General features: G+C 68.6%; 24 protein-coding genes and 1 pseudogene. 5 read left to right on the top strand and 20 right to left on the bottom strand.

The annotated features are described in order from the left end of the window. From A5711_RS06690 to mftA, 6 genes and pseudogenes are all read right to left on the bottom strand, one after another. Positions 1-294, bottom strand: a pseudogene (locus A5711_RS06690) (mycofactocin system glycosyltransferase); the annotation flags it as partial. Beyond that, entirely contained in the window at positions 291-1034 is a 744-nt protein-coding gene (gene mftE / locus A5711_RS06695; RefSeq protein ID WP_067944837.1) for a mycofactocin biosynthesis peptidyl-dipeptidase MftE, read from the bottom strand. The gene mftE and the pseudogene A5711_RS06690, both read right to left, overlap by 4 nt. Before the next feature lie 164 nt (positions 1035-1198). Then, the gene (gene mftD / locus A5711_RS06700; RefSeq protein WP_067944838.1) at positions 1199-2389 is read right to left on the bottom strand and encodes a pre-mycofactocin synthase MftD; all 1191 of its coding nucleotides are present in this window, start codon (positions 2387-2389) and stop codon (positions 1199-1201) included. A gap of 2 nt (positions 2390-2391) precedes the next feature. Beyond that, positions 2392-3567, bottom strand: a complete 1176-nt coding sequence (gene mftC / locus A5711_RS06705) for a mycofactocin radical SAM maturase (RefSeq protein ID WP_067944839.1) — start codon at positions 3565-3567, stop codon at positions 2392-2394. Then, positions 3564-3836: a mycofactocin biosynthesis chaperone MftB gene (mftB, locus tag A5711_RS06710; protein ID WP_231588695.1), complete on the bottom strand. Its 273-nt coding sequence runs from the start codon at positions 3834-3836 to the stop codon at positions 3564-3566. Before mftB ends, mftC begins: the two co-directional genes overlap by 4 nt. 5 nt (positions 3837-3841) lie before the next feature. Continuing rightward, a complete protein-coding gene (gene mftA, locus A5711_RS26765; protein WP_067944841.1) occupies positions 3842-3931 on the bottom strand; it encodes a mycofactocin precursor MftA in 90 nt (29 codons plus the stop codon). A 99-nt stretch (positions 3932-4030) separates the two neighbouring features. Between mftA and mftR the strand changes: the two genes are divergently transcribed. Next, positions 4031-4627: a mycofactocin system transcriptional regulator gene (gene mftR, locus A5711_RS06720; RefSeq protein ID WP_197520752.1), complete on the top strand. Its 597-nt coding sequence runs from the start codon at positions 4031-4033 to the stop codon at positions 4625-4627. Next, positions 4624-5667, top strand: coding sequence for a DUF2332 domain-containing protein (locus A5711_RS06725; RefSeq protein ID WP_067944842.1), 1044 nt, complete (start codon positions 4624-4626; stop codon positions 5665-5667). Before mftR ends, A5711_RS06725 begins: the two co-directional genes overlap by 4 nt. 51 nt (positions 5668-5718) lie before the next feature. On the opposite strand, the gene A5711_RS06730 is transcribed toward A5711_RS06725, so the two are convergent. The 9 genes from A5711_RS06730 to A5711_RS06770 form a co-directional block, all read right to left on the bottom strand. Beyond that, positions 5719-6894: an NAD(P)/FAD-dependent oxidoreductase gene (locus A5711_RS06730; RefSeq protein ID WP_067944843.1), complete on the bottom strand. Its 1176-nt coding sequence runs from the start codon at positions 6892-6894 to the stop codon at positions 5719-5721. 25 nt (positions 6895-6919) lie between these two features. Continuing rightward, positions 6920-7738 carry a mycofactocin-coupled SDR family oxidoreductase gene (locus tag A5711_RS06735; protein WP_082953478.1) on the bottom strand — a complete coding sequence of 273 codons (819 nt, stop codon included), beginning with the start codon at positions 7736-7738 and terminating at the stop codon, positions 6920-6922. Between the two features lie 49 nt (positions 7739-7787). Beyond that, positions 7788-8627, bottom strand: a complete 840-nt coding sequence (locus tag A5711_RS06740) for an SHOCT domain-containing protein (RefSeq protein ID WP_067944845.1) — start codon at positions 8625-8627, stop codon at positions 7788-7790. An 89-nt stretch (positions 8628-8716) separates the two neighbouring features. After that, a complete protein-coding gene (locus tag A5711_RS26100; protein ID WP_082953479.1) occupies positions 8717-9472 on the bottom strand; it encodes a PE family protein in 756 nt (251 codons plus the stop codon). Positions 9473-9606: 134 nt separating this feature from the next. Beyond that, on the bottom strand, positions 9607-10797 hold the full coding sequence (gene tuf, locus A5711_RS06750; RefSeq protein WP_066951944.1) for an elongation factor Tu: 1191 nt from the start codon (positions 10795-10797) through the stop codon (positions 9607-9609). A 109-nt stretch (positions 10798-10906) separates the two neighbouring features. Then, positions 10907-13012 carry an elongation factor G gene (gene fusA, locus A5711_RS06755; RefSeq protein ID WP_082953480.1) on the bottom strand — a complete coding sequence of 702 codons (2106 nt, stop codon included), beginning with the start codon at positions 13010-13012 and terminating at the stop codon, positions 10907-10909. A gap of 68 nt (positions 13013-13080) precedes the next feature. Continuing rightward, positions 13081-13551, bottom strand: a complete 471-nt coding sequence (gene rpsG / locus A5711_RS06760; RefSeq protein WP_007167813.1) for a 30S ribosomal protein S7 — start codon at positions 13549-13551, stop codon at positions 13081-13083. Further along, on the bottom strand, positions 13551-13925 hold the full coding sequence (gene rpsL / locus A5711_RS06765) for a 30S ribosomal protein S12 (protein WP_007167812.1): 375 nt from the start codon (positions 13923-13925) through the stop codon (positions 13551-13553). The genes rpsG and rpsL overlap by 1 nt, the downstream gene beginning before the upstream one ends. A gap of 245 nt (positions 13926-14170) precedes the next feature. Next, positions 14171-14803, bottom strand: a complete 633-nt coding sequence (locus tag A5711_RS06770) for a TetR/AcrR family transcriptional regulator (protein WP_067944846.1) — start codon at positions 14801-14803, stop codon at positions 14171-14173. Positions 14804-14940: 137 nt separating this feature from the next. On the opposite strand from A5711_RS06770, the gene A5711_RS06775 reads away from it, so the two are divergent. From A5711_RS06775 to A5711_RS06785, 3 genes are all read left to right on the top strand, one after another. Then, the gene (locus tag A5711_RS06775) at positions 14941-15309 is read left to right on the top strand and encodes a DUF3060 domain-containing protein (RefSeq protein WP_067944847.1); all 369 of its coding nucleotides are present in this window, start codon (positions 14941-14943) and stop codon (positions 15307-15309) included. Between the two features lie 60 nt (positions 15310-15369). After that, the gene (locus A5711_RS06780; protein ID WP_067944848.1) at positions 15370-15858 is read left to right on the top strand and encodes a DUF3060 domain-containing protein; all 489 of its coding nucleotides are present in this window, start codon (positions 15370-15372) and stop codon (positions 15856-15858) included. Positions 15859-16042: 184 nt separating this feature from the next. After that, the gene (locus A5711_RS06785; RefSeq protein WP_067944849.1) at positions 16043-16765 is read left to right on the top strand and encodes a DUF732 domain-containing protein; all 723 of its coding nucleotides are present in this window, start codon (positions 16043-16045) and stop codon (positions 16763-16765) included. An 8-nt stretch (positions 16766-16773) separates the two neighbouring features. Here the strand turns inward: A5711_RS06785 and A5711_RS06790 are convergent, their stop codons facing one another. From A5711_RS06790 to A5711_RS06810, 5 genes are read right to left on the bottom strand one after another with little or no spacing between them, the layout of a single operon-like run. Continuing rightward, the gene (locus A5711_RS06790; protein WP_067944850.1) at positions 16774-17541 is read right to left on the bottom strand and encodes a crotonase/enoyl-CoA hydratase family protein; all 768 of its coding nucleotides are present in this window, start codon (positions 17539-17541) and stop codon (positions 16774-16776) included. Further along, positions 17538-18257, bottom strand: coding sequence for a PaaX family transcriptional regulator C-terminal domain-containing protein (locus tag A5711_RS06795; protein ID WP_067944851.1), 720 nt, complete (start codon positions 18255-18257; stop codon positions 17538-17540). The genes A5711_RS06790 and A5711_RS06795 overlap by 4 nt, the downstream gene beginning before the upstream one ends. A 3-nt stretch (positions 18258-18260) precedes the next feature. Further along, positions 18261-19199, bottom strand: coding sequence for a crotonase/enoyl-CoA hydratase family protein (locus A5711_RS06800; protein ID WP_067944852.1), 939 nt, complete (start codon positions 19197-19199; stop codon positions 18261-18263). Beyond that, positions 19196-20824 (bottom strand): acyl-CoA dehydrogenase family protein, encoded by a 1629-nt coding sequence (locus A5711_RS06805; protein ID WP_067944853.1) that lies wholly within the window; start codon positions 20822-20824, stop codon positions 19196-19198. The genes A5711_RS06800 and A5711_RS06805 overlap by 4 nt, the downstream gene beginning before the upstream one ends. Positions 20825-20875: 51 nt before the next feature. After that, on the bottom strand, positions 20876-21706 hold the full coding sequence (locus tag A5711_RS06810) for a PHB depolymerase family esterase (RefSeq protein WP_067944854.1): 831 nt from the start codon (positions 21704-21706) through the stop codon (positions 20876-20878). Positions 21707-21714: the final 8 nt, after the last annotated feature.

Consider the following 21714-nt stretch of genomic DNA (forward strand, 5'->3'; position numbering starts at 1 on the left):
CCGCACGCCGGAAAGGTTGTCCCGCACCGGAATTACCACGGTGACGTCGTGGTGCGACGGGCCACCCGCCGGCCGCGGATGTGCCACCGTGGCGTCCAGCAGGGTGCGGGCCAGCTGGGCGCTGACGTCGTCGCGGACCTTCAGCCGTCCGTCGCACAGCATGTCCTGCGCGGCCGGCGCCAGCTTCAGCAGCCGGGTCGGCGAGCCACCGAGCAGCGCCGAGCCATCGCCGAGCACCCGCACCCGACGATCGACCTGGACGGCGAAGCCATCCGGTAGCCGGGCCGCCGTCATGTCAGCATCCCGTCGGGCCCGGGCGACCACCGGGTCACTCGCCGGACAGCACCGTCGACCATCTCGGCGAGGATGCGCTTGCCCTCGGCGGCGGTCGCGGTGGTCGGGTCCCCCAGCACGCCCACGGGGCTGACCGCCGCGACTCCCCCGCGCCGCATGGACGGGAGTAATTCCGGCAGCGGTGCCCGGTTGCCGGTGAGCCACCGGTCGGTCAGCACGTCACCCGGCGAGATGTGCAGCAACAGCGAGGTTTCGGTGTGCCCGGCGTGAGCATCGCCGCCGCCGGCCACGCAAGGGCACCAGCCGGCGTCGCGGCCCTCGGCCCGCAGCCGGGCCACCGCCGCGGTCAGCGCCGCGACGTTGCCGCCATGGCCGTTGATGAAGACCAGGCGGTTGGCCCAGCTGGCGGCCGACCGGCCGTACTCCACCAGCAGGGTCGTCAGGGCTTCGGTGCCGATGGATATCGTTCCGGCGAAACTCTGGTGCTCGCCGCTGGCCCCGTAGGCGATGGCCGGCGCCAGCAACCACACGGGCCCGAGGCGCGCTTCGAGACCGGCCCGGGCCCCGCGGGCGACCGCGGTGGCGATCCGGGTGTCGGTGTCCAATGGCAGGTGCGGACCGTGCTGTTCGGTCGACCCCAGCGGGATCAATATCGACGGCGAGCTACCCGATAGCTGGCTTGACGTCGCCATCGCCAATTCGCCGAGTACGGGCACTCGGTGATGGTAGGACGAATTCACCTGGCGTGCACCAATTGTTGTCTGTTGAAAACTATTTTTTTCTGACCGGTTCATCAGGGGTTCGATATTTGTGCTCGTTCGTCACGGATACCCCGCGTGTACCACCGTTTCAAGGCCGGCGAGCATTCTGGACAAATTTGCCCGGGATATCGGTGATTAGCTGATCAGGCGCGCCCGGCGGACGGGACACCCAGCGCCCGGGTGAAGCCGGGCGGCACCAGGATGTCGTCCGGGCCGAGGTCGTGGACGCTGGCGTGGCCCAGACCCATCAGCGCCGAGTCGATCCCCCCATGCAGGATGTCGAGCACGTTCTCCACGCCCGCCTGGCCGGCGGCGGCGAGGCCCCACAGGTAGGCGCGGCCGATCATCACCGCGCGCGCCCCGAGCGCCACGGCCTTCACGACGTCGCTGCCGCGGCGGATGCCCCCGTCGAGCAGCACCTCGACCTGATCGCCGACCGCGGCGGCCACCGCTGGCAGGGCGCGGATGGAGGCCGGCGTGCCGTCGAGGTTGTTACCTCCGTGGTTCGACACCGAAATCGCCGAAACCCCGGCATCCACAGCCCTTTTCGCGTCATCGACACGCATCACGCCCTTGAGCATGAAGGGGCCGCCCCACAGCTCGCGTAGCCAGGCGATGTCTTCCCACGTCGGGGGCGGCGTACCCATCCACTCGCCGTAGGCGGCAAAGAAGGGCGGGCCGGGCTCACCGCGACGCCCCTGGTTGGGCACCCGCAAGTCCGGCGGGCGCAGCGTCTTGCCGTATTTCCACAGCCAGCGGGGCTTGAAGACCGCTTCCGGAGACTGCCGCAGGACGGTCCGCAGGTTCATCGCTTCGGGGATCTGGGGGCTACCCCAGTCGCGCCCGTGCGAGAACGACCAGTCGGTGGTGACGATCAAACCGACCGCCCCGGCCTGGCGCGCCCGTTCCACCCGCTCGGCGATCGCGTCACGCCCGCCCAGCCAGTACACCTGGAAGAAGATCTTGGGGTTGGCGCCGATGACCTCCTCGATCGGTTTGCTGGCGAAGGAGGACAGGCCCATCGCCGTCCCCCGCGCCGCCGCGGCCCGCGCGACCGCGACCTCACCGTCCGGATCGACCGCCTGGACACCGGTTGGCGAAATCAGCACCGGCATCGAAATATCTTGTCCCATCACGGTAGTCGATAGGTCGCGCTTTTCCTGCGCACCCACCACGTGCGGGGCGAATCCGAGTTCACCGAACGCCGCGACGTTATCGGAGACGGTGACGCCCTTTTCGCTGCCCGCAAGCAGCGCCGAGTAAACGGATTTCGGCAGCCGCCGCTTCGCGCGCTGCTGCGCGATGGCGACGGTTTCGAACCATTGGCCGGCCATGATCACACGGGGCTTTCGTTGCACAGCCGCGCGGGTGGCCGGGACAGTTTCAGGAGTACGGGGCCGCCGGACTTCCGGGAATGGTCGGCGCGGGGGCGCGGCGTCTCGCGCCGGCGGGCCAGCGCCGACGCGCTGTGGCCCTGGACGCATTCGGGATCCGGCCCGTCCATCGGCAGGCCGGTGAAGAACTTGGCCGCCATGCAGCCGCCCCGGCAGGCGTCGTAGTGATCGCAGCTGCCGCAGGCGCCCGCGGACTGCGGTTCGCGGAGCTCACGGAACAGCGGTGCGTTCTTCCAGACGTTGTCGAATCCCCCGTCGGTCAACACGTTTCCGGCCAGGAAGCGGTCGTGGATGGCGAACGGGCACGCATACACGTCGCCCACCGGGTCGATCAGGCACACCACCCGGCCGGCGCCGCACATGTTCAGGCCGGCCAGCGCGCCCGAGGAGCCCAGCGGCGACAGATGGAAGAAGGAGTCGCCGGTGAGCACCCGCTCCCCCTTGGCCACCAGCCAGTCATACAGCTGCACCTGCTGCTCGGCGGTGGGGTGCAGGTCCTCCCAGACGTCCGCGCCCCGGCCCGAGGGACGCAGCCGGGTGATCCGCAGGGTGGCGCCGTAACGGCTTGCCAGCGCGGCGAATTCGTCGAGCTGGTCGACGTTGTGCCGAGTGACCACGACGGAGATCTTCGCGTCGGCGAAGCCGGCGTCCGCGAGGTTCTCCAGCGCGCGCACGGCCATGTCGAAGGATCCCGGGCCCCGGACCGCGTCGTTGACCTCCGCGGTGGCCCCGTCGAGCGAGATCTGGACATCCACGTAGTCGCTGGCCGCCAGCCGGGCGGCGACCTCTTCGGTGATGCGGACCCCGTTGGTGGAGAACTTCACCCCGACGTGGTGCGCGGTGGCGTAGTCGACCAGCTCCCAGAAGTCCGGGCGCACGGTGGGCTCCCCGCCGCCGATGTTGACGTAGAACACCTGCATGCGTTCGAGCTCGTCGATGATGTCCATGCATTGCCGGGTGGACAGCTCCCGCGGGTCCCGTTTACCCGAGGACGAGAGGCAGTGCACGCACGCCAAGTTGCAGGCGTACGTCAGCTCCCACGTCAGGCAGATGGGCGCATCCAGCCCGCTCTCGAACTGCTCGATGAGCCGCGGCACTCTGGCCAGTCCGGCGGTCATGGAACCTCCTGAGGTACCAACATCTTCGAATCGGCCAACACGCCCAGCGCGTGCAAGTACGGCGCCTCACCCGAGTCGTCCACACCCGCCGCTCGGCAGGCGGAGTGCACATCGGGATGGTCGGCCAGCGACCGCACCACCGTCAGAATGGTGCGGTTCTTGAGAAAGGACAGCTTGCGGGTGCCGAAGTGGTAGAGCAGCGCCCCGAACGGTTCGGGGCGGACCGCCACCTGTGGGTGCAACCGCCAGCCGCGGTCGGGGTCGAACACGCGGGTCAGTAGACCCCGCACATGCCGTCGATGGACACCTCTTCGACCAGGATCTCGGCGACGAGCTGGGTTTCGGTCTCGGTTTCGTGGTCCACGGGTCATTGCCTTTCGTCGGTTCTTGACAACGATGGGGATCGAGTCACAAGCTTCGTCAGAATATGGCATCGAGTGCCGAAATGGAAGGGCGGGGTGTCATGGTGCCGCAGCCACGGGTGGGCCGTCGCCGCTCGACGACTCCGCACCAGATCACCGACGTGGCCATCGAACTGTTCAGCGCCCGCGGCTTCGCCGAGGTCAGTGTCGACGACGTCGCGCAGGCCGCGGGCATCTCGCGGCGGACGCTGTTTCGCTACTACGCATCCAAGAACGCCATCCCCTGGGGCGACTTCGACACCCACCTCGCGCACCTGCGCGACTTGCTCGACAACGTCGATCCGCGGGTGCCGCTGGGCCAGGCCCTGCGCGATGCGCTGTTGGCGTTCAACACCTTTGACGAGTCCGAGACCGCACGGCACCGCCAGCGCATGCGGGTGATCCTGCAGACGGCCGAACTGCAGGCCTATTCGATGACGATGTACGCGGGCTGGCGGGAGGTGATCGCCGATTTCGTGGCCCGCCGGTCGGACCGCAAGACGACCGACCTGGCGCCCCAAACCGCCGCCTGGACCATGCTCGCGGTGGCGCTGTCGGCCTACGAGCACTGGCTGGGTGACGAGTCCGTTCCACTCCCGACCGCGCTGGGCAACGCGTTTGACGTTGTCGGCGCCGGACTGGACAGGCTGGATCGGTGACCGGCGACCACCTGCTGCACACCCTGCGCGCGCAGGGGCGGTTCTGTGCCGGCTCGGGCTCACCGATGTATGGGGAGCTTTTCGAGCTGGTGGCCAGCGACGTCGCCGCCGACGGCGTCTTCGCCGCCATCTTGTCCGGGCACGAGGACGCCCCGTCGCGCCTTGCGGTGCCGCTGCGACTGCTCGGCGGCCTGCACCGATTGGTGCTCGACGGCCGGGCGGCGCACCTGCGCCGCTGGTACCCCAGCACCGGCGGCAGCTGGGACGCCGAGTCGTCGTGGCCGGAGATCAAGGACGTCGCGGCCACCCACTCCGAGGCGCTGCGGGCGGCGTTGCGGCAACCGCCCCAGACCAACGAGGTCGGCCGGTCCGCCGCGCTGATCGGTGGCCTGTTAGGCGTCAACCGTGAATTCGACCTGCCGATAAGGCTTTTCGAGATCGGATCAAGCGCGGGGCTGAACCTGCGCGGGGATCATTACGGTTACCGCTTCGCCGGCGGCCAGTGGGGACCGGGTGATTCGCCGGTGATTATCGAGGACGCGTGGCGCGGCGCGCTGCCGCACGGCCGGGTGCGGATCGTCGAGCGGCGCGGCTATGACATCGCACCCATCGACGTCACCGGGGCCGACGGGGAGCTCACCGTGTTGAGCTACGTGTGGCCCGATCAGAGCGCCCGGCTCGAGCGGCTGCGCGGCGCCATCGAGGTCGCCAGGCGGGTGCCGGCCGGGCTGGAGCGCCAGACGGCCGCCGACGCGGTCGCCGGCCTGACGCTGGCCGCGGGCGCGCTGACGGTGCTGTGGCATTCCATCACCTGGCAATACCTGTCCGACGACGAGCGGGAGACCGTCCGCGCGCGCGTTCGCGCGCTGGGCGAGCAGGCGGATGAACGGTCGCCGTTCGTCCACCTCACCCTGGAGCCGGCGCGTGACCGGCCCGACTCACCGATCCGGTTCTTGGTGCGGGCGCGCCGCTGGCCGGGCGGCGACCTCGAGATTCTCGGCGAATGCCATCCGCATGGCCCGCCGGTGCGCTGGCTGTGAGCCGCCGGACGGGCGAAAACGGCTGTAGCCCAACGCCTTTACCCGCCGAAGTCAGCCCAGCACGTCCGAGATGGGCGCACCGGCGGCGATCTTGGCGCGCACCTTCATGACCTTGCCGGGCATCCCGCCGCCCACCACCCCGACCAGCACGCCGTCGCGCTCGTAATACGCCAGGAACTTGCGGCCGTCGTCTTCGACGAGGTGGACGGAGTCGGTGGCCTCGGGCTCTCCGAGGCACTGGATCTTGACGTCGTACTGGTCGCTCCAGAAGTACGGGACGACCACCGCCGACGACACGTCCCGTCCCAGCATCGCGGGCACCACCACGCGGGTCTGGTCGGCGACGTTGCTCCAATGTTCCACGCGCGCTTGATGTCCCGTCGCGTCGCGCCAGGAGGCGACGTCACCGAGCGCCCACACGTTCGGTGCGCTGGTCCGTCCGGCCTCGTCGCAGAGCACGCCGTTGTCGACCGCGATGCCGCTGCCCTCGAGCCAGCCCGTGGCGGGGCGGGATCCGATGCCGATGACCACCAGGTCCGCGGCGAGCTCGGTACCGTCGGTCAGCACCACCGTGTCCACCCGCTCGTCGCCGCGCACTTCGGCCACTCCGACACCGAGGCGCACGTCGACCCCCTCCGCGCGGTGCAGGCGCGCGACGAGCTCGCCGATCCGCTCGCCGAGCACGGATGCCAGGGGCGTCGGCTGCGGCTCAACCAACACGACGTCCACCCCGAGGCTCCGTAGGCTGGCCGCCACCTCACAGCCGATGAAGCCGGCGCCGACGATGACGGCGCGCTGGCACGCGGACGCGTGCTCACGCAGCGCCATGCTCTCGTCGAACGTGCGCAGCACCCTGATGCCCTCGAGATCCGGCAGCGTCGGGATGCGCCGCGGCACCAGGCCGGTCGCGATGACCAGTTCGTCGTAGCCGATCACGGACCCGTCGGCCAGCGTCACCGTCTGCGCCGCGGTGTCCAGGCTGGTGGCGGCCGCACCCAGCCGCAGGGTGATGTCGTTCTCGTCGTACCACTCGCGCGGTTTGAGGGCCACGTCGTCGACCTCTTTGCGCAGCACCTCTTTTGACAACGGCGGGCGATCGTAGGGCACGTGCACCTCGTCGCTGACGATCGTGACGCGGCCGGCATACTCGGATCGCCGGAGCTGCTCGGCGGTCCGGGCGGCGGCCAGACCGCCACCGACGATCACTATTCCTTTGCTAGCGGTCACGTGGAGTTCATACCACGATCGCCGGTCAATACTTCAAGGCGCCCTTGTCCACGGGGACCTGCGTGCCGGTCACCGTACCCGCCCCGTCGCCGGCGAGCCAGGCCACGACATCGGCCACCTCGTCGGGTGCCATGAAGCCGTTGGGCTGCAACGGCATCGGGGGGAAGCTGTGCACGAAGCTGGGATGGCGGGCAAATATCTCCATCATCGCCTCCGGCTCGATCATCGGGGTGTCGACCGAGTAGGGGTGGATGGAGTTGACCCGGATGTTGTATTCGCCGAGCTCGATGGCGAGGGTGTTGGTCAGCGCGGTGAGTCCGTGCTTGCTGGCCGAGTAATGCCCGTTGCCCGGAGTGGCTTTCAGCCCCGCCGACGAGCTGACCACCACGATCGAACCCCCGTTGCCGGCTTCGATCATGGCGGGCACGGTGGCGCGCAGCGTGCGCCAGGTGCCGGTCAGGTTGACCCCGATCACCGTGTCCCACTGCTCGTCGGTCAGCTCCCAAAGCCGGCCCCAACTCAGGACTCCCGCGTTGGCCACCACGATGTCGAGCCGCCCGAATTGTTCGACGCCGTCGGCCACCAGTTGGCGCAGTGCGGCGTCGTCCCGGATGTCGGCTTCGCGGGCCAACACCTTGCGGCCCTCGGCTTCCACCAGGCGGACGGTCTCGGCGAGGTCCTCCGGCGTCGCGGGCGGGTAGGTCAGGCTCTTCGACGCCGGGGCGCAGATGTCGAGCGCGATGATGTCGGCGCCCTCCCGGGCCAGCCGCACCGCGTGCGAACGGCCCTGGGCGCGGGCGGCGCCGGTAATGAAAGCCACCCGCCCCTGCAGTGATCCAGTCACGGAGTCAGGCTAGCAGCGGAACTGAAACCTGTTCTAAGTCGCCCGCCGATCAGATTTCGGAGATGATCTGGGCCCGCCGGCTGTTGTACTCCTCGTCGGTCAGCGCGCCGCTGGCGCGTAACGTCTCGAGCTCCTGGAGCCGCTGAGCGATCGACGGTTGCGGGGGCGTCACCACCGGTGCCGGCCCCGCGGCGGCGGCAGGCTGGGCGGCCTGCGCGGCGGGCGCCTGTTGTTCGGCGGCGCGGCGCACCACCGCCTGAACCTGCTGGCGCAGCGCCGGATTCGACCGGATGTCGACCATCCGGTTGAGCGGAACGTCGTTGGCCTTGAGGATCTGCAGGATCTCCATCAACGGGCCGGCCTGCCCGCTCAGGTCGTAGGTCCTGTTGTCCTCGGCCACGGTGAATTGCGCCGGCACCAGGCCGTTGACCAACGCGCTTCGCTCCCAGTCGATTCGGTATTCGTTGGTGGTGGGGTTGACCAGCACCACCACTTTGCGGGCGCTGAGGTTGCCGAGCCGGGTCACGCTCGCGATCACCCGGTCCTCGCTGTCGAACGGCAGGACCCCTGGCCCGGAGATGTGCAGGTGCACCTTGACCACCTGCTGGTTGTTGATCCACGTCCCCGTCTCGGTGACACCGGTGATCTGAGCGAGCGCCAGCACCCCGTTCTGTTCCAGCTCCGCGTTCTTGGCCGAGGACTTCGCCCCGTAGTTGGCCAACGCGAGCGCGATCAGCACGTCGGCCACGGTGATGAGCAGTCCGACGTAGAACATCCATTGCAGCAGGCTGCCGAGCCCGAGGGTGAAGTAGACGATCAAGAAAATCGGGCCGACCAGGCCGCCGCACAGCAAAACCACCAACTGTGCCTTCAGGTAGCGCGCCAACACGAGTTCTCCTTACCCTTGCTGGGATTTTGGGTGTCAGGTTAGCTCTCGCGCTGTCGCGGCGCGCGCCATACACGCAAACCGGACGGGCGTCAGTCCACCTTGGGTATGAGCGTCGGCGCCGGGCGCGCCGAAGACTCCGCCGACGTCGGAGCGGTGGGCGAATGAGCCGACACCATCTTCACCGGCGTGCCGGTCGATACCGGCATCGCCGGGGCCGCGGCCGCCTGCGGCGTCTCCACCTGCGCCGGGGTCGAGGCGAGCGGATTGACCGGCGCCGGCGCACTAGCCGCGGGCTGTGCGGTGGCCGGGCCGTAGGCGGGAGTCACCATCCGCACCGGCGTCGCCGATGTGGTGGCCGGGGCCGCCACCGCCGCAGGCCCGGTGGTAACCGCGGCTGCCGTTTGACTGACCGGTGCCTGCGCGCCGGCGATCGCCGAGGCCGGCGCGACCGCCGACATCAGGGGTGCGGCCGGTACGCCCGGCGCCGAACCACCCGCGGCCGACGCCGCGGGCAGCTGCGCCGCGACCGACGCGGGGGCCGCCGCCGACTGCAGGGGCGTGGTGTTGGCGGCCTCGGTGGCGAGGTACTGCGCCGCGCCGCCGTTCATCAGCTGCACGAACTGGTTGTGAAACGCCGCGGCTTGAGCGCTGAGCGCCTGGTAGACCTGGGAATGCGCGTCGAACAGCGACGCGATCCCGGCCGACACCTCGTCGGCACCCGGTGCCAGCACGCTCGACGTCGGTCCCAGCGCCATCGAGTTCGCCGAAGTGATCGTCCAGCCGATCCTGGCTAGATCCGACGCCGCGGCGGCGACGTACTCGGGCGTCGCGAATACGAAGGACATCCGAACCTCCCGGCCCTTTCTCCCCCGACTCCCTTGTCCCGGAATCGTAGCGGAATCGTCAACAGCCGGCCCGGTAAAACGCGTAAAGCCCGGACCGCCGAAATCGGCAGCCCGGGCTCTACGGCGAACTGGACCTACTTGATGATCTTGACGACCCGGCCGGCGCCGACGGTGCGGCCACCCTCGCGGATCGCGAACCGCAGACCGTCGTCCATGGCGACGGGCTGGATCAGCTTGACCGAGATGTTGGTGTTGTCGCCGGGCATCACCATTTCGGTGCCCTCCGGCAGCGTCACCACGCCGGTCACGTCGGTGGTGCGGAAGTAGAACTGCGGACGGTAGTTGTTGAAGAACGGCGTGTGCCGGCCGCCCTCGTCCTTGGACAGGATGTAGACGCTGCCCTCGAACTCGGTGTGCGGCGTGGTGGTGCCGGGCTTCACGACGACCTGACCGCGCTCGACGTCCTCGCGCTTGATACCACGCAGCAGCAGCCCGACGTTGTCGCCGGCCTGTCCCTGGTCAAGCAGCTTGCGGAACATCTCCACACCGGTGACGGTGGTCTTGGTGCTGGTCGGCTTGATACCGACGATCTCGACTTCCTCGTTCACGTTGATCACGCCGCGCTCGACACGACCGGTGACCACGGTGCCACGACCGGTGATGGTGAACACGTCCTCCACCGGCATCAGGAACGGCTTCTCGGTCTCACGGACCGGGTCCGGGATCGACTCGTCGACGGCCTCCATCAGCTGCTCGACCGACTCGACCCACTTGGCGTCGCCCTCGAGCGCCTTCAGCGCCGAGACCCGAACCACCGGGGCGTCCTCGTCGAACTCCTGGGCGGCCAGCAGCTCGCGGACCTCCATTTCGACGAGCTCCAGCAGCTCCTCGTCGTCGACCATGTCGGCCTTGTTGAGGGCGACCAGGATGTAGGGCACCCCGACCTGACGCGCGAGCAGCACGTGCTCACGGGTCTGCGGCATCGGGCCGTCAGTGGCGGCAACCACCAGGATCGCGCCGTCCATCTGGGCCGCACCGGTGATCATGTTCTTGATGTAGTCGGCGTGACCCGGGGCGTCGACGTGGGCATAGTGCCGCTTGTCGGTCTGGTACTCCACGTGGGAGATGTTGATCGTGATACCGCGCTGACGCTCCTCGGGAGCGTTGTCGATCTGGTCGAACGCGCGGGACTCGTTCAGGTCCGGGTACTTGTCGTGCAGAACCTTGGTGATAGCCGCGGTCAGCGTCGTCTTGCCGTGGTCAACGTGACCGATGGTCCCAATGTTGACGTGCGGCTTCGTCCGCTCGAACTTCGCCTTCGCCACTTCGTTGTCCTCCTGGACTGTTGGTGCTCGTTAAAGCAGTGTTGGTGTTTTCAGTTGTGCCGCGCCCAAGGCTTTGCAATGACCCGGCAAGATTACTCCGCGTGCAGGTTTACTGACCCGTCGCCTTCGCGATGATCTCCTTCGACACGTTCGCCGGCACTTCGGCGTACGAGTCGAACACCATGGAGTAGTTCGCCCGGCCTTGGGTCTTGGACCTCAGGTCGCCGACGTAGCCGAACATCTCCGACAGCGGCACGTGCGCCTTGACGACGCGTGCACCGCTCCGCTCCTCCATGGCCTGGATCTGGCCACGGCGGGAGTTCAAGTCGCCGATCACGTCGCCCATGTAGTCCTCGGGCGTGGTGACCTCGACGGCCATGATCGGTTCCAGGATCACCGGCTGGGCTTGCTGCGCAGCCTTCTTCAGCACCTGCGAACCGGCGATCTTGAACGCCATCTCCGACGAGTCCACCTCGTGGAAGGCGCCATCGAGCAGCGTGACCTTCAGATTCACCAGCGGGTAGCCGGCCAGCACACCGTATTGCATGGCGTCCTGCGCACCGGCGTCCACCGACGGGATGTACTCCCGGGGGATGCGCCCACCGGTGACCTTGTTCTCGAACTCGTAGGTCGCACCGTCCTCGCCCGCGAACGGCTCGAGGTTGATGATCACCTTCGCGAACTGGCCGGAGCCACCCGTCTGCTTCTTGTGGGTGAACTCGACGTTGTTCGCGGCCCGCTTGATGGTCTCCTTGTAAGCCACCTGCGGCTTACCGACGTTGGCCTCGACCTTGAACTCCCGGCGCATGCGGTCCACCAGGATGTCCAGGTGCAGCTCGCCCATCCCGCCGATCACGGTCTGGCCGGTCTCCTGGTCCAGGTGCACCTTGAACGTCGGGTCCTCCTCGGCGAGCTTCTGGATCGACAGCGACAGCTTCTCCTGGTCGCTCTTCGTCTTGGGCTCGATGGCCACCTCGATGACCGGGTCGGGGAAGGTCATCGACTCCAGCACGACCTGGTCGTTCGGGTCGCTCAGGGTGTCGCCGGTGGTGGTGTCCTTCAGGCCGATCACCGCGTAGATGTGACCCGCCGAGGCGGTCTCCACCGGGTTCTCCTTGTTGGAGTGCATCTGGAACAGCTTGCCCAGCCGCTCCTTCTTGCCCTTCGTGGAGTTGATGACCTGGCTGCCGGAGTCGACCTTGCCCGAGTACACCCGGACGTAGGTGAGCTTGCCGAAGAACGGGTGCGTCGCGACCTTGAAGGCCAGCGCGGAGAACGGCTCGTCGGTCGACGGCTTGCGGATGACCTCGACGTCCTCCTTGCCCGGGGCGTGGCCGACGGCCGGCGGCACGTCCAGCGGCGAGGGCAGGTAGTCGATGACCGCGTCCAGCATGGGCTGCACGCCCTTGTTCTTGAACGCGCTGCCGCACAGCACCGGGTAGGCCTCCGAGCTGATGGTCAGCTTGCGGATGGCGCCCTTGATCTCCTCGACGGTGAGCTCCTCGCCGCCCAGGTACTTCTCCAGCAGCGCCTCGTCGGTCTCGGCGACGGCCTCCAGCAGCTTGGTGCGGTACTCGTCGGCCTTCTCCTGCAGGTCGGCGGGGATGTCGACGACGTCGTACTTCTCGCCGAGCTTGGCCTCGGCGCTCCACACCTTGGCCTTCATCTCGACCAGGTCGACGACGCCCTCGAAGTCGCCTTCGGAGCCGACCGGCAGCTGGATCGGGATGACGTTGGCGCCCAGGCGCTCTTCCATCGTGCGCACCGAGAAGTAGAAGTCGGCGCCGATCTTGTCCATCTTGTTGACGAAGCAGATCCGCGGGACGTCGTACTTGTCGGCCTGGCGCCACACCTGCTCGGACTGCGGCTCGACGCCCTCCTTGCCGTCGAAGACGGCGACGGCACCGTCGAGCACGCGCAGGCTGCGCTCCACCTCGACGGTGAAGTCGACGTGCCCGGGGGTGTCGATGATGTTGATCTGGTTGTCGTTCCAGAAGCAGGTGGTGGCCGCGGAGGTGATGGTGATTCCCCGCTCCTGCTCCTGCTCCATCCAGTCCATGGTGGCGGCGCCATCGTGGACCTCACCGATCTTGTAGCTGATACCGGTGTAGTAGAGGATGCGCTCGGTCGTCGTCGTCTTGCCGGCGTCGATGTGCGCCATGATGCCGATGTTGCGGACCTTGGTCAGGTCGGTCAGCACGTCCTTCTGTGCCACAGAAGTCTTCCCACTCTTTCGATTGCTTGGTTGCTGTCGTGTGCGCGCCGGCGACTATGCCGGCGTGATCACCAGCGATAGTGCGCGAAGGCGCGGTTTGCCTCGGCCATCTTGTGGGTGTCCTCGCGCCTCTTGACGGAGGCCCCCAGGCCGTTGCTGGCGTCCAGGATCTCGTTCGCCAGCCGCTCGACCATCGTCTTCTCCCGGCGCTGCCGCGAGAAGCTCACCAGCCAGCGCAGCGCCAGCGTGGTGGACCGGTCCGGACGGACCTCGACCGGCACCTGGTAGGTCGCACCGCCGACGCGGCGGCTGCGCACCTCCAGCGCGGGCTTGACGTTGTCGAGAGCGCGCTTGAGCGTGATCACCGGATCGGTGCCCGTCTTGTCGCGGGCGTTCTCGAGCGCACCATAAACAATGCGTTCGGCCAGCGATTTCTTCCCCTGCAGGAGAACTTTGTTCACCAGCTGGGTGACCAGCTGCGACCCGTAGACAGGGTCGTTGACCAACGGACGCTTCGGCGCGGGCCCCTTGCGCGGCATCAGCTCTTCTCCTTCTTCGCGCCGTAACGGCTGCGGGCCTGCTTGCGGTTCTTGACCCCCTGGGTGTCGAGCGAACCGCGGATGATCTTGTACCGCACGCCTGGCAGGTCCTTGACTCGGCCACCACGCACCAGCACCATCGAGTGCTCCTGCAGGTTGTGGCCCTCACCCGGGATGTAGGCGGTGACCTCGACCTGGCTCGTCAGCTTCACGCGCGCGACCTTCCGAAGGGCCGAGTTCGGCTTCTTCGGGGTGGTCGTGTACACGCGAGTGCATACGCCACGGCGCTGCGGGCTGCCCTTCAGGGCCGCGGTCTTGACCTTGGCGATCTTGTCGCGGCGACCCTTGCGGACCAGCTGCTGAATCGTTGGCATCTACCGGCTTTCTGTGTTCGTGTTATGCGTTTGTCGGCGGTTCTCAAGTCTTCGTACTGCAGTTATGTCCGGCCGCACTACCCCGCGGCCGGGTGTGTCGCACGCGCTGCGCACCGGAGAAAGATCCGATGCATCGTGGACATGCGAATTCGCCCGGCATCCACTTCCTTACGGTTAGGCGCCGCAAGCCGCCAGGCACGAGCCTCCACAATACCCGCCGCCGGTCTCGCAGGTCAAAGCGGCGGTTAACCGTGCGCGACGCGCCGCTCCATGCCTGCCGCCAGCCGCAGCACCATGTCCGAGAACAGCGCGTCGGTGTCGATGTCGTCCATGACACCGGTCATTTCCAGCAGCACGAAGCCGTGTAGCGCGGACCAGAACTCCAGGGCCGCGTGGAACGCCTCGTCGCCGTCGAGACCGTAGGAGGACAGCACCGAGATCACCGGCGCCGCGGCACCCCGGGTCGCCGCCGTGTACTCGGGGTCGTCGCCGCCCAGCGGCATCCGGGTGAAGGCCGAGTACCGGCCGGGGTGGTGATGGGCGTAGCTGCGGTACGCGCCCGCCATGACCAGCACCGCGTCGTCGCGGGCGCGGCCCTCGCCGACCCTGTTCAGCATCGTGATGATGTCGTCGATGACGCGGATCCGCACCGCGCGGCGCAGGTCCTCCAGGCTGTCGACGTGGTTGTACAGCGACGGCCCCTTGGTGCCCAGCTGCATCGCCAGCGCGTTGATGGTGAGGGCGTCCCAGCCTTCCCGGTCCAGGAAGGTGAGCGCGCCGTCGATGATGCCCTCGCGGCTCAGCTTCGCCGGGCGCGAGCCGGTTCTTCCCGCCCGCGGGCGCCCGGCCGCCGACGGCGTTTCCGGGTGAGCTGCCATGGCGAGGCCCTTCGCTTGCGATGATCGTGGTGCTTAACTAATGACTCTAGTTGACGCCGACCGCGAAACCGTTTCAGCCATGGCCGGATGGACGTAATCTCATCGAGCAGATCCACCGGTCAAAAAGGGGGCCCGCAGTGAACTGGACAACCGTCGCCGGGTCGCTGGCAACCTGTGTCATCACTGCCGCCGCGGCATCCGCTCCCCCGGCTCACGCGAAGAACGGCGACACCCACGTCATCGGGCAGGGCATCCAGCAGACGCTCGACTGCAACGACGCCACGCTGTTCGTCAACGGCTCCTTCAACAACGTCACCGCGCTGGGCAACTGCTACGCGGTCACGGTGATGGGCTCGTCCAACACCGTCGTCGCCGATTCGGTCTCGCACGACATCACCGTCTACGGCTACGACCAGACGGTGTTCTACCACAACGGCACGCCGTTCATCTGGGACCGCGGCCGCGAGTTGGGCATGACCAACCGGCTCCAGCAGGTGCCCGGCTGAACCCGGCACCACATCGCCACCCAAACCGAAGAGCATCCGAATCGAGGGGATCGAGAAACAATGTCCGCCCACATCTTTGACCGCCCCTCGGGGCTGACCGCGCTCGCCGTGGCGCCGGCCGTCGCAGCCATGCTGGTTGCAGGGTGCAGTTCGACGGCCAACCCGCCCGGCGGTGCCACGACCACGACAACGAAGAGCAGCACGACCACGACGAGCGCCGGGGCGGCCCCGACCACGGGGTCGAGCGGGGAGAGCACCACCGCGTCGGTCGAAATCGGCAATACGCTCAACTACGGCTCGATGGGCACCACCGCGACGCTTGACTGCGCCAGCGGCAAGTCGCTGAACGTGGGCGGTTCGAACAACACCCTGACGGTCACGGGCAGCTGCGCGACAGTAACCGTCGGCGGCACGGACAACAAGATCACCCTGGACAAGGTCGACACCCGCATCAGCGTGGTAGGGCTCAACAACACCATCACCTACAAAGACGGTGCGCCCAAGGTCGACAACCTGGGTTCCGGCAACACCATCACCAAGGGCGGCTAGCCGGCGAACGTAGCGCGCCTTGCCGTTGCGCTACAAAGGCTTTCATCTCCCGGTGCGGTGCGGCCGGGGCGCATGGCGCCGCTGCTTCTCTGGCACCCCGGTGTACGACCCGCATACCGCGCCGTCGAGGTGCCGCGGGCAGACCATGGGCATATGATTTTTGCCAGCAGAACGGAAGCCAGCCATGTTCACCGGTACCAGCAATCACGCCCGCGCACTGGTTGCGGCCATTGTGGTACTGACCGGCGTCGTGATGCTGCCGCACGGCGCGGCGGCGGCCGACCCCAACCCCGATGACCAGTTCTTGGCGCTGCTCAACCAAAAGCAAATCCCCGCCCTCGAGAACGTGCCGAGCCTCATCGCCACCGCCCACAGAATTTGCCGCCAACTCGATGGCGGCATGTCGGCGGACGGCGTCGTCGACGACATGCGGGAGAGGGCGTTCAATGCCAACGGGGCCGGCGGCCAATACCCACCCGACCGCGTCGCGCGCACCATTGCCCGGTTCATCTCCGCCGCAGTCGAGGCCTACTGCCCCAACAACCAACCGAAGATCGCTGCCCTGCAATCCATGGCGAATCCCCTGCCGGGCGCTGACGAACCGAATCTTCGGGAGCCGCGATCGGCCTTGCACGTGATCCCCGCGGGGGAAACCGGCCAGCCGGACCCGCCGCAGCTTCCGCCGCCCCCGCCGCCGACAGCACAGATCCTGACGCCACCCGCGCCGGTCGCGACGCCGTCTCCACGGCAACAACCGCCGCCACCCCCGGCGCAGGAGCCGCAACCGGGACCGCAACAGCAGGCGCCCGCTGCACCGGCGCCGGGCGGATCCCCCGGCGGCAGCGGCGCCGGCCCGGAGCCGCCCGCCCCGCCCACGCCACCCGGCAGGGTGCGGCTCGCACCGTAAGGGACCGGCTAGCCTGCGGGGGCCCCGTGCCGGCCGGCGCCGGCGGCGAACCGCCCGGCCCCCTCGTTCGCCTCGGCGGCGACGCGGGAGATGCTGGCGAACTCGAAGTCGATCGCCTCGGATTCCGTCCAGCCCCATTGATGTAGCGCGGAAAGCCGGTCGGATCGCAGGCACTGTTGGGGCAGCGCGGCCAGTTGGGCGGCCAGCTCCTCGGCCGCCTGCCGTGCCTGGCCCTTGGGCACGACGCGGTTGGCCAACCCCATCGCGAGCGCCTCGTCGGCTTTGACCCCGCGGCCGGTCAGGATCATGTCCAGCGCGCGGCTCTGCCCGATCAGCCGCGGCAGCCGCACGGTACCGCCGTCGATCAGCGGCACCCCCCAGCGCCGGCAGAACACCCCGAACACGGCGTCCTCCTCGGCCACCCGCAGGTCGCACCAGATGGCCAGCTCCAGCCCGCCCGCGACGGCGTAGCCGCTGACCGCGGCGATCACCGGTTTGGACAGCACCATGCGCGACGGGCCCATGGGGCCGGGACCGGTGCGGTGCACGGCGTTGGCGTCGGGGGTGTCGAAGGCCTTCAGATCCGCTCCGGCACAGAAGGTTCCGCCGTCGCCCCATAACACGGCAACCGACGCGGTGTCGTCGCGGTCGAATTCGTCGAACGCCGCGTACAGCGCCGCGGCGGTGGGGCCGTTGACCGCGTTGCGCGCCGCCGGGCGGTTCAGGATCACCGTCGTCACCGGGCCGTTGCGCTCGATACGCACCGGATCGCTCATTTTGCCTCCGTAAATAGTGGTTCCCGCCGCTCGAGCAACTCGGTGGCGAAGTCGTGGTAGGCCGCGCGCAGCCGGGCCCCGGGCCAGTCGTCCGGCAGCAGTTCGTCGGGCAGCACCGGGTCGGTGAGCAGGTGCCGCACCGTCGCCGCCGCGACCACGAAACGGCCGGGAATGTCTGGTGCGGTGGCCATCTCGTCGAGCAGCCGGTGGCCGGCGCGGGCCCAGGCCGGCAGGTCCCACAGCTGGGCGGCCAGCCGGGCGGGATCGTCGTCGCGGGCCCGCAGGACGTGCACGCGGGCATCGATCTCGGGATCGAGATCGATGCCCAGGTTGTCGGGTCGCATCCAGACGCCCTCGCGTAGTTCGCCGAAGCGCTTGCCGTGCAGGGCGTTTCGAAGGGCGGCCCGGGTCCGCGCGTCACCGCCCACGCTGGTCACGATCAGCGTGATCCACTCCCCGCGCCACGGCCGGACCCGCGGGTTGATGGCGTCGTCCTGCCGCCGCTGGCGGGCAAGTAGGCGATCCGAGAGCCGGTAGCCGTCGGCGGAGCGGATAAGGTCACCGGCGCCGACCATTCGGGTCAGCGCCACTCGCAGGGCCGTCTCTTTGATGCCGAAATCGGCGGTGAGTCTGACCAATTCGCTCGCACTGGCGCAGGCCGGGTGGGCCCCCAGCAGCACGCTGAGCACCACCGACCGGGCCGTCATGGTGGGCACGGTTTACACCTGTGACGCGCGGCGGCCGTAGTCACCGAAGGGTTCGTCGCGATGCCGCACCGCGTCGCGGAATCCGTGCTCCACGGCGTCGGCGACGAAGGCGTGACCTTCCGGGGTGTGCCGGGCAACGCCGTCGAACACGGTGCTGACCATCCTGCTGGTGGCCACACCCTGTTGCAGCAGAGCCGAATTCAGCGCGAGCTTGACCATCATCAGCTGGTTGACGGGCACCGCGGCGATCCGCTGCACGAGCCGTTCGGTGCGCTCGTCGAGGTCCGCCGGGTCCGGGGCCTCGACCGCCAGCCCCCACTCGGCCGCCTGCGCGCCGGTGATGCAATCACCGGTGAACAGCAGGCGCTTGGCGCGCTGGTCGCCGAGCCGGTGCGCCCACAGCCCGGCCGCCGGGACGCCCCACACCCGCGTGGGCGGGTAGCCGATCTTGGCGTCGGCGGCGGCGATCACCTGGTCGGCATGCAGCGCGATGTCGGTGCCCCCGGCCACGCAGTAACCGTGGATCTTGACCACCGTCGGCTTGTCGGCGTGCATCAGGCTGGAGAAGCCGCGCACGAATCGACTCATCATCTGGTAGTCGATCATCGGGTCCCACGGCTGGTCGGGTAAGTGGTTGACCGCCTGCGTCTTTCCGCTCAGCACGGTGCCCTCGTAGGCGCCGGTCCCGCCGGCCGAGCCGGTGCGGTCGGCATAGGCGCTCAGGTCGAACCCGGCGCAGAACCCCTCGCCGCGGCCCGACACCAGGATGACGTGCACGCCTGCGTCGAGGTCGGCGCGCTCGACCAGTGCCGAGAGCTCCAGCGGGGTGTCCGCGACGATCGCGTTGCCCTTCTCCGGGCGGTTGAAGGTGATCCGGGCAACCCGGTCGGTGACCTCGTAGGTCATGGTCTTCAGGTTGTCGAAGTCGACCGGCCTGATCGCGTGCGTCATCCCTTTACTAGAGCACGCTCGAGGATCGGGGCCAGATCGAGGCCGGCGGGCATGGTGCCGTAGGCCCCGCCCCACTGGCGGTCGAGCCGGGTGGTCAGGAAGGCCTCCGCGACGGCGGGGTGGCCGTGGCGGACCAGCAGCGAACCCTGCAGCGCCAGACAGATGTCCTCGGCCACCTTGCGGGCGCGGTGCGCGATGGTGTCCAGGTCGGTCAGGTCGTGGCGCAGCCGCTCGACGTGACCGCCGAGTCGCGGGTCCGCGCCGGCGCTTTCGGCCAGCTCGGTGAACAGCACATCGACGCACTCGGGCCGGGTGGCCATGGCGCGCAACGTGTCCAGCGCGCTGACGTTGCCCGAGCCCTCCCAGATGCCCATCAGAGGCGCCTCGCGGAACAGCCGCGGCATGCCCGAGTCCTCGACATAACCGTTGCCGCCCAGGCATTCCAGCGCCTCGGCGGCGTGCGGGGTGGCGCGCTTGCACACCCAGTACTTGCTGGCCGCCAGGCCGATGCGCCGCAGCAGCGCCTCCTGGTCGTCGCCGCGCAACGCCTTGTCGGTGGCGCCGGCCATCCGCATCGCGACGATGGTCGCGGCCTCGGCCTCCACGGCGAGGTCGGCCAGCACGTTGCGCATCAGCGGCTGGTCGATCAGGTAGGCGCCGAACGCCTTTCGGTGCTGGGCGTGGTGGATGGCGCGGGTGAGGCCGGTGCGCATGCTGGTGGCGCTGCCCAGGGTGCAGTCCAGGCGGGTCAGGTTGACCATCTCGATGATGGTGGGGACGCCGCGGCCCTCCTCGCCCACCAGCCACGCGGTCGCACCGTCGTACTCGACCTCGCTGGAGGCGTTGGCGTGGTTGCCGAGCTTGTCCTTGAGGCGCTGCAGGAACATTCGGTTGCGGGTGCCGTCGGGCAGCACCCGCGGCAACAGGAAGCACGACAGCCCGCCCGGGGCCTGCGCGAGCACCAGGAAGATGTCGCACATCGGCGCCGAGGTGAACCACTTGTGGCCCGTCAGGCTGTAGCTGCCATCCGCGTTGGGGGTCGCCTGCGTGGTGCCGGCGCGCACGTCGGATCCGCCCTGCTTCTCGGTCATCGACATGCCGGCGGTGATCCCTCGCTTGGTGGTGGCCGGCTTGAGTTCGGGATCGTATTCGCGGCTGGTCAGCAGGGGCTCGTAAACGGCGGCGAGCTCGGGGTTGTAGCGCAGCGCGGGGACCACGGCGTAGGTCATCGAGATCGGGCAGGTGTGGCCGGGCTCGACGTTCCAGACCGACATCTTCGCCGCCCGCACCACGTGCGCGCCCGGGCGGTCGTCGGCCCACGGCGCGGCGTGGATGCCCGTGGCGATCGCCGTGCGCATCAGCTCGTGATAGGCCGGGTCGTACTCGACCTCGTCGACCCGATGGCCGTACTTGTCGTGGGTGTGCAGGATGGGCCGGTTGCGGTCGGCGAGCTCGCCCCACCGCTGCGCTTCGGGGCCACCCGCGATCGCGCCCACCTCGTTCACCTCTTCCAGTCCCCATTCCCCGCCCTCGCGGATCAGGGCCTCGACGAGCACCGCGGACGTCGCGGGGTTGTAATTCTCCAGCGGGGGGACCTGGTTGGTGACGACATGCGTATCCGACATGCCACTCATGTTACATTTTTCCGACAGCCGCACAAGAGGTGTAATAGGGCGTTACCGTGGGTGCGCGGCGAAGAAATCCCAGAGCGTCCGTGCGGCGAACGGGGGCCACTCGTGACCGCCCGCCTCGATCGTGATCAGCGTGACGCCGCGGCTGCCCGCACATCCCGCCGTCGACGTGCTGAGGGGGCCATTCGTCGTGGTGGCCGGGGCCGCGCACTGATCGACGTTGCGCCAGAACGCATTCACCTCGGGTACCGAGGGACCGTTGATCACGCTGAAGCCCTGCCCGCCGCCGTAGGGCACCAGCCGATCCGCCGTCCCGTGGATGTGCATGATCGAGACCGGACGCGGGTTGGGGCAGCGGTTGAGCTGGGTGCCCGCCACCGGTCCGATCGCGGCGAAGACGTCGGTGGTGCAAGCCAGCGTGTAGGCCATGATGGCGCCGTTACTCATGCCGGCGACATAGACGCGGGCGGGGTCGGTGCCGAGGTGCTTGGCGATGTCGGCGACGGCCGCGCTGACGAAGGCGACGTCGTCGACACCCTCCCGCCCCGGCCGGCCGCAGCAGCCTTCCCCGTCGACGTTCCAGGCCCGCTCGAGTCCATCCGGGTACGCGACGACGAACTTGGCCGAATCGGCCAATTCGTCCCAACCGTAATCCCTTTCGACCTCTCTCGCGCTCCCGGAATAGCCATGCAACACCACGACGAGCGGCGGCGAAGCGGGTTTGCCCGCCGGTTCGTAGAGCCGGTAGCTGCGATCGTGTCCGCCCACTTCGAGGTGGTGCAGGCTGGTCCCGGTGACGAAGCCGGAGGGCGGAGTCGGCGCACAACCCACGGCCAGCAGGACCACCCCGAGAAGTGCCGCGAGCCGACCGAGCACGGGCCGTA

Origin of the sequence: Mycobacterium sp. E2238, assembly GCF_001672665.1 — a bacterium.
Lineage (GTDB): Bacteria > Actinomycetota > Actinomycetes > Mycobacteriales > Mycobacteriaceae > Mycobacterium.

What these genes read in the sequence shown, in the direction of transcription:
- mftD (WP_067944838.1), bottom strand. Translation starts at nt 2,389, where the DNA reads ATGGCCGGCCAATGGTTCGAAACCGTCGCCATCGCGCAGCAGCGCGCG.
- mftC (WP_067944839.1), bottom strand. Translation starts at nt 3,567, where the DNA reads ATGACCGCCGGACTGGCCAGAGTGCCGCGGCTCATCGAGCAGTTCGAG.
- mftR (WP_197520752.1), top strand. Translation starts at nt 4,031, where the DNA reads ATGGTGCCGCAGCCACGGGTGGGCCGTCGCCGCTCGACGACTCCGCAC.
- A5711_RS26100 (WP_082953479.1), bottom strand. Translation starts at nt 9,472, where the DNA reads ATGTCCTTCGTATTCGCGACGCCCGAGTACGTCGCCGCCGCGGCGTCG.
- rpsG (WP_007167813.1), bottom strand. Translation starts at nt 13,551, where the DNA reads ATGCCGCGCAAGGGGCCCGCGCCGAAGCGTCCGTTGGTCAACGACCCT.
- rpsL (WP_007167812.1), bottom strand. Translation starts at nt 13,925, where the DNA reads ATGCCAACGATTCAGCAGCTGGTCCGCAAGGGTCGCCGCGACAAGATC.
- A5711_RS06770 (WP_067944846.1), bottom strand. Translation starts at nt 14,803, where the DNA reads ATGGCAGCTCACCCGGAAACGCCGTCGGCGGCCGGGCGCCCGCGGGCG.
- A5711_RS06780 (WP_067944848.1), top strand. Translation starts at nt 15,370, where the DNA reads ATGTCCGCCCACATCTTTGACCGCCCCTCGGGGCTGACCGCGCTCGCC.
- A5711_RS06785 (WP_067944849.1), top strand. Translation starts at nt 16,043, where the DNA reads ATGTTCACCGGTACCAGCAATCACGCCCGCGCACTGGTTGCGGCCATT.
- A5711_RS06790 (WP_067944850.1), bottom strand. Translation starts at nt 17,541, where the DNA reads ATGAGCGATCCGGTGCGTATCGAGCGCAACGGCCCGGTGACGACGGTG.
- A5711_RS06800 (WP_067944852.1), bottom strand. Translation starts at nt 19,199, where the DNA reads ATGACGCACGCGATCAGGCCGGTCGACTTCGACAACCTGAAGACCATG.
- A5711_RS06805 (WP_067944853.1), bottom strand. Translation starts at nt 20,824, where the DNA reads ATGTCGGATACGCATGTCGTCACCAACCAGGTCCCCCCGCTGGAGAAT.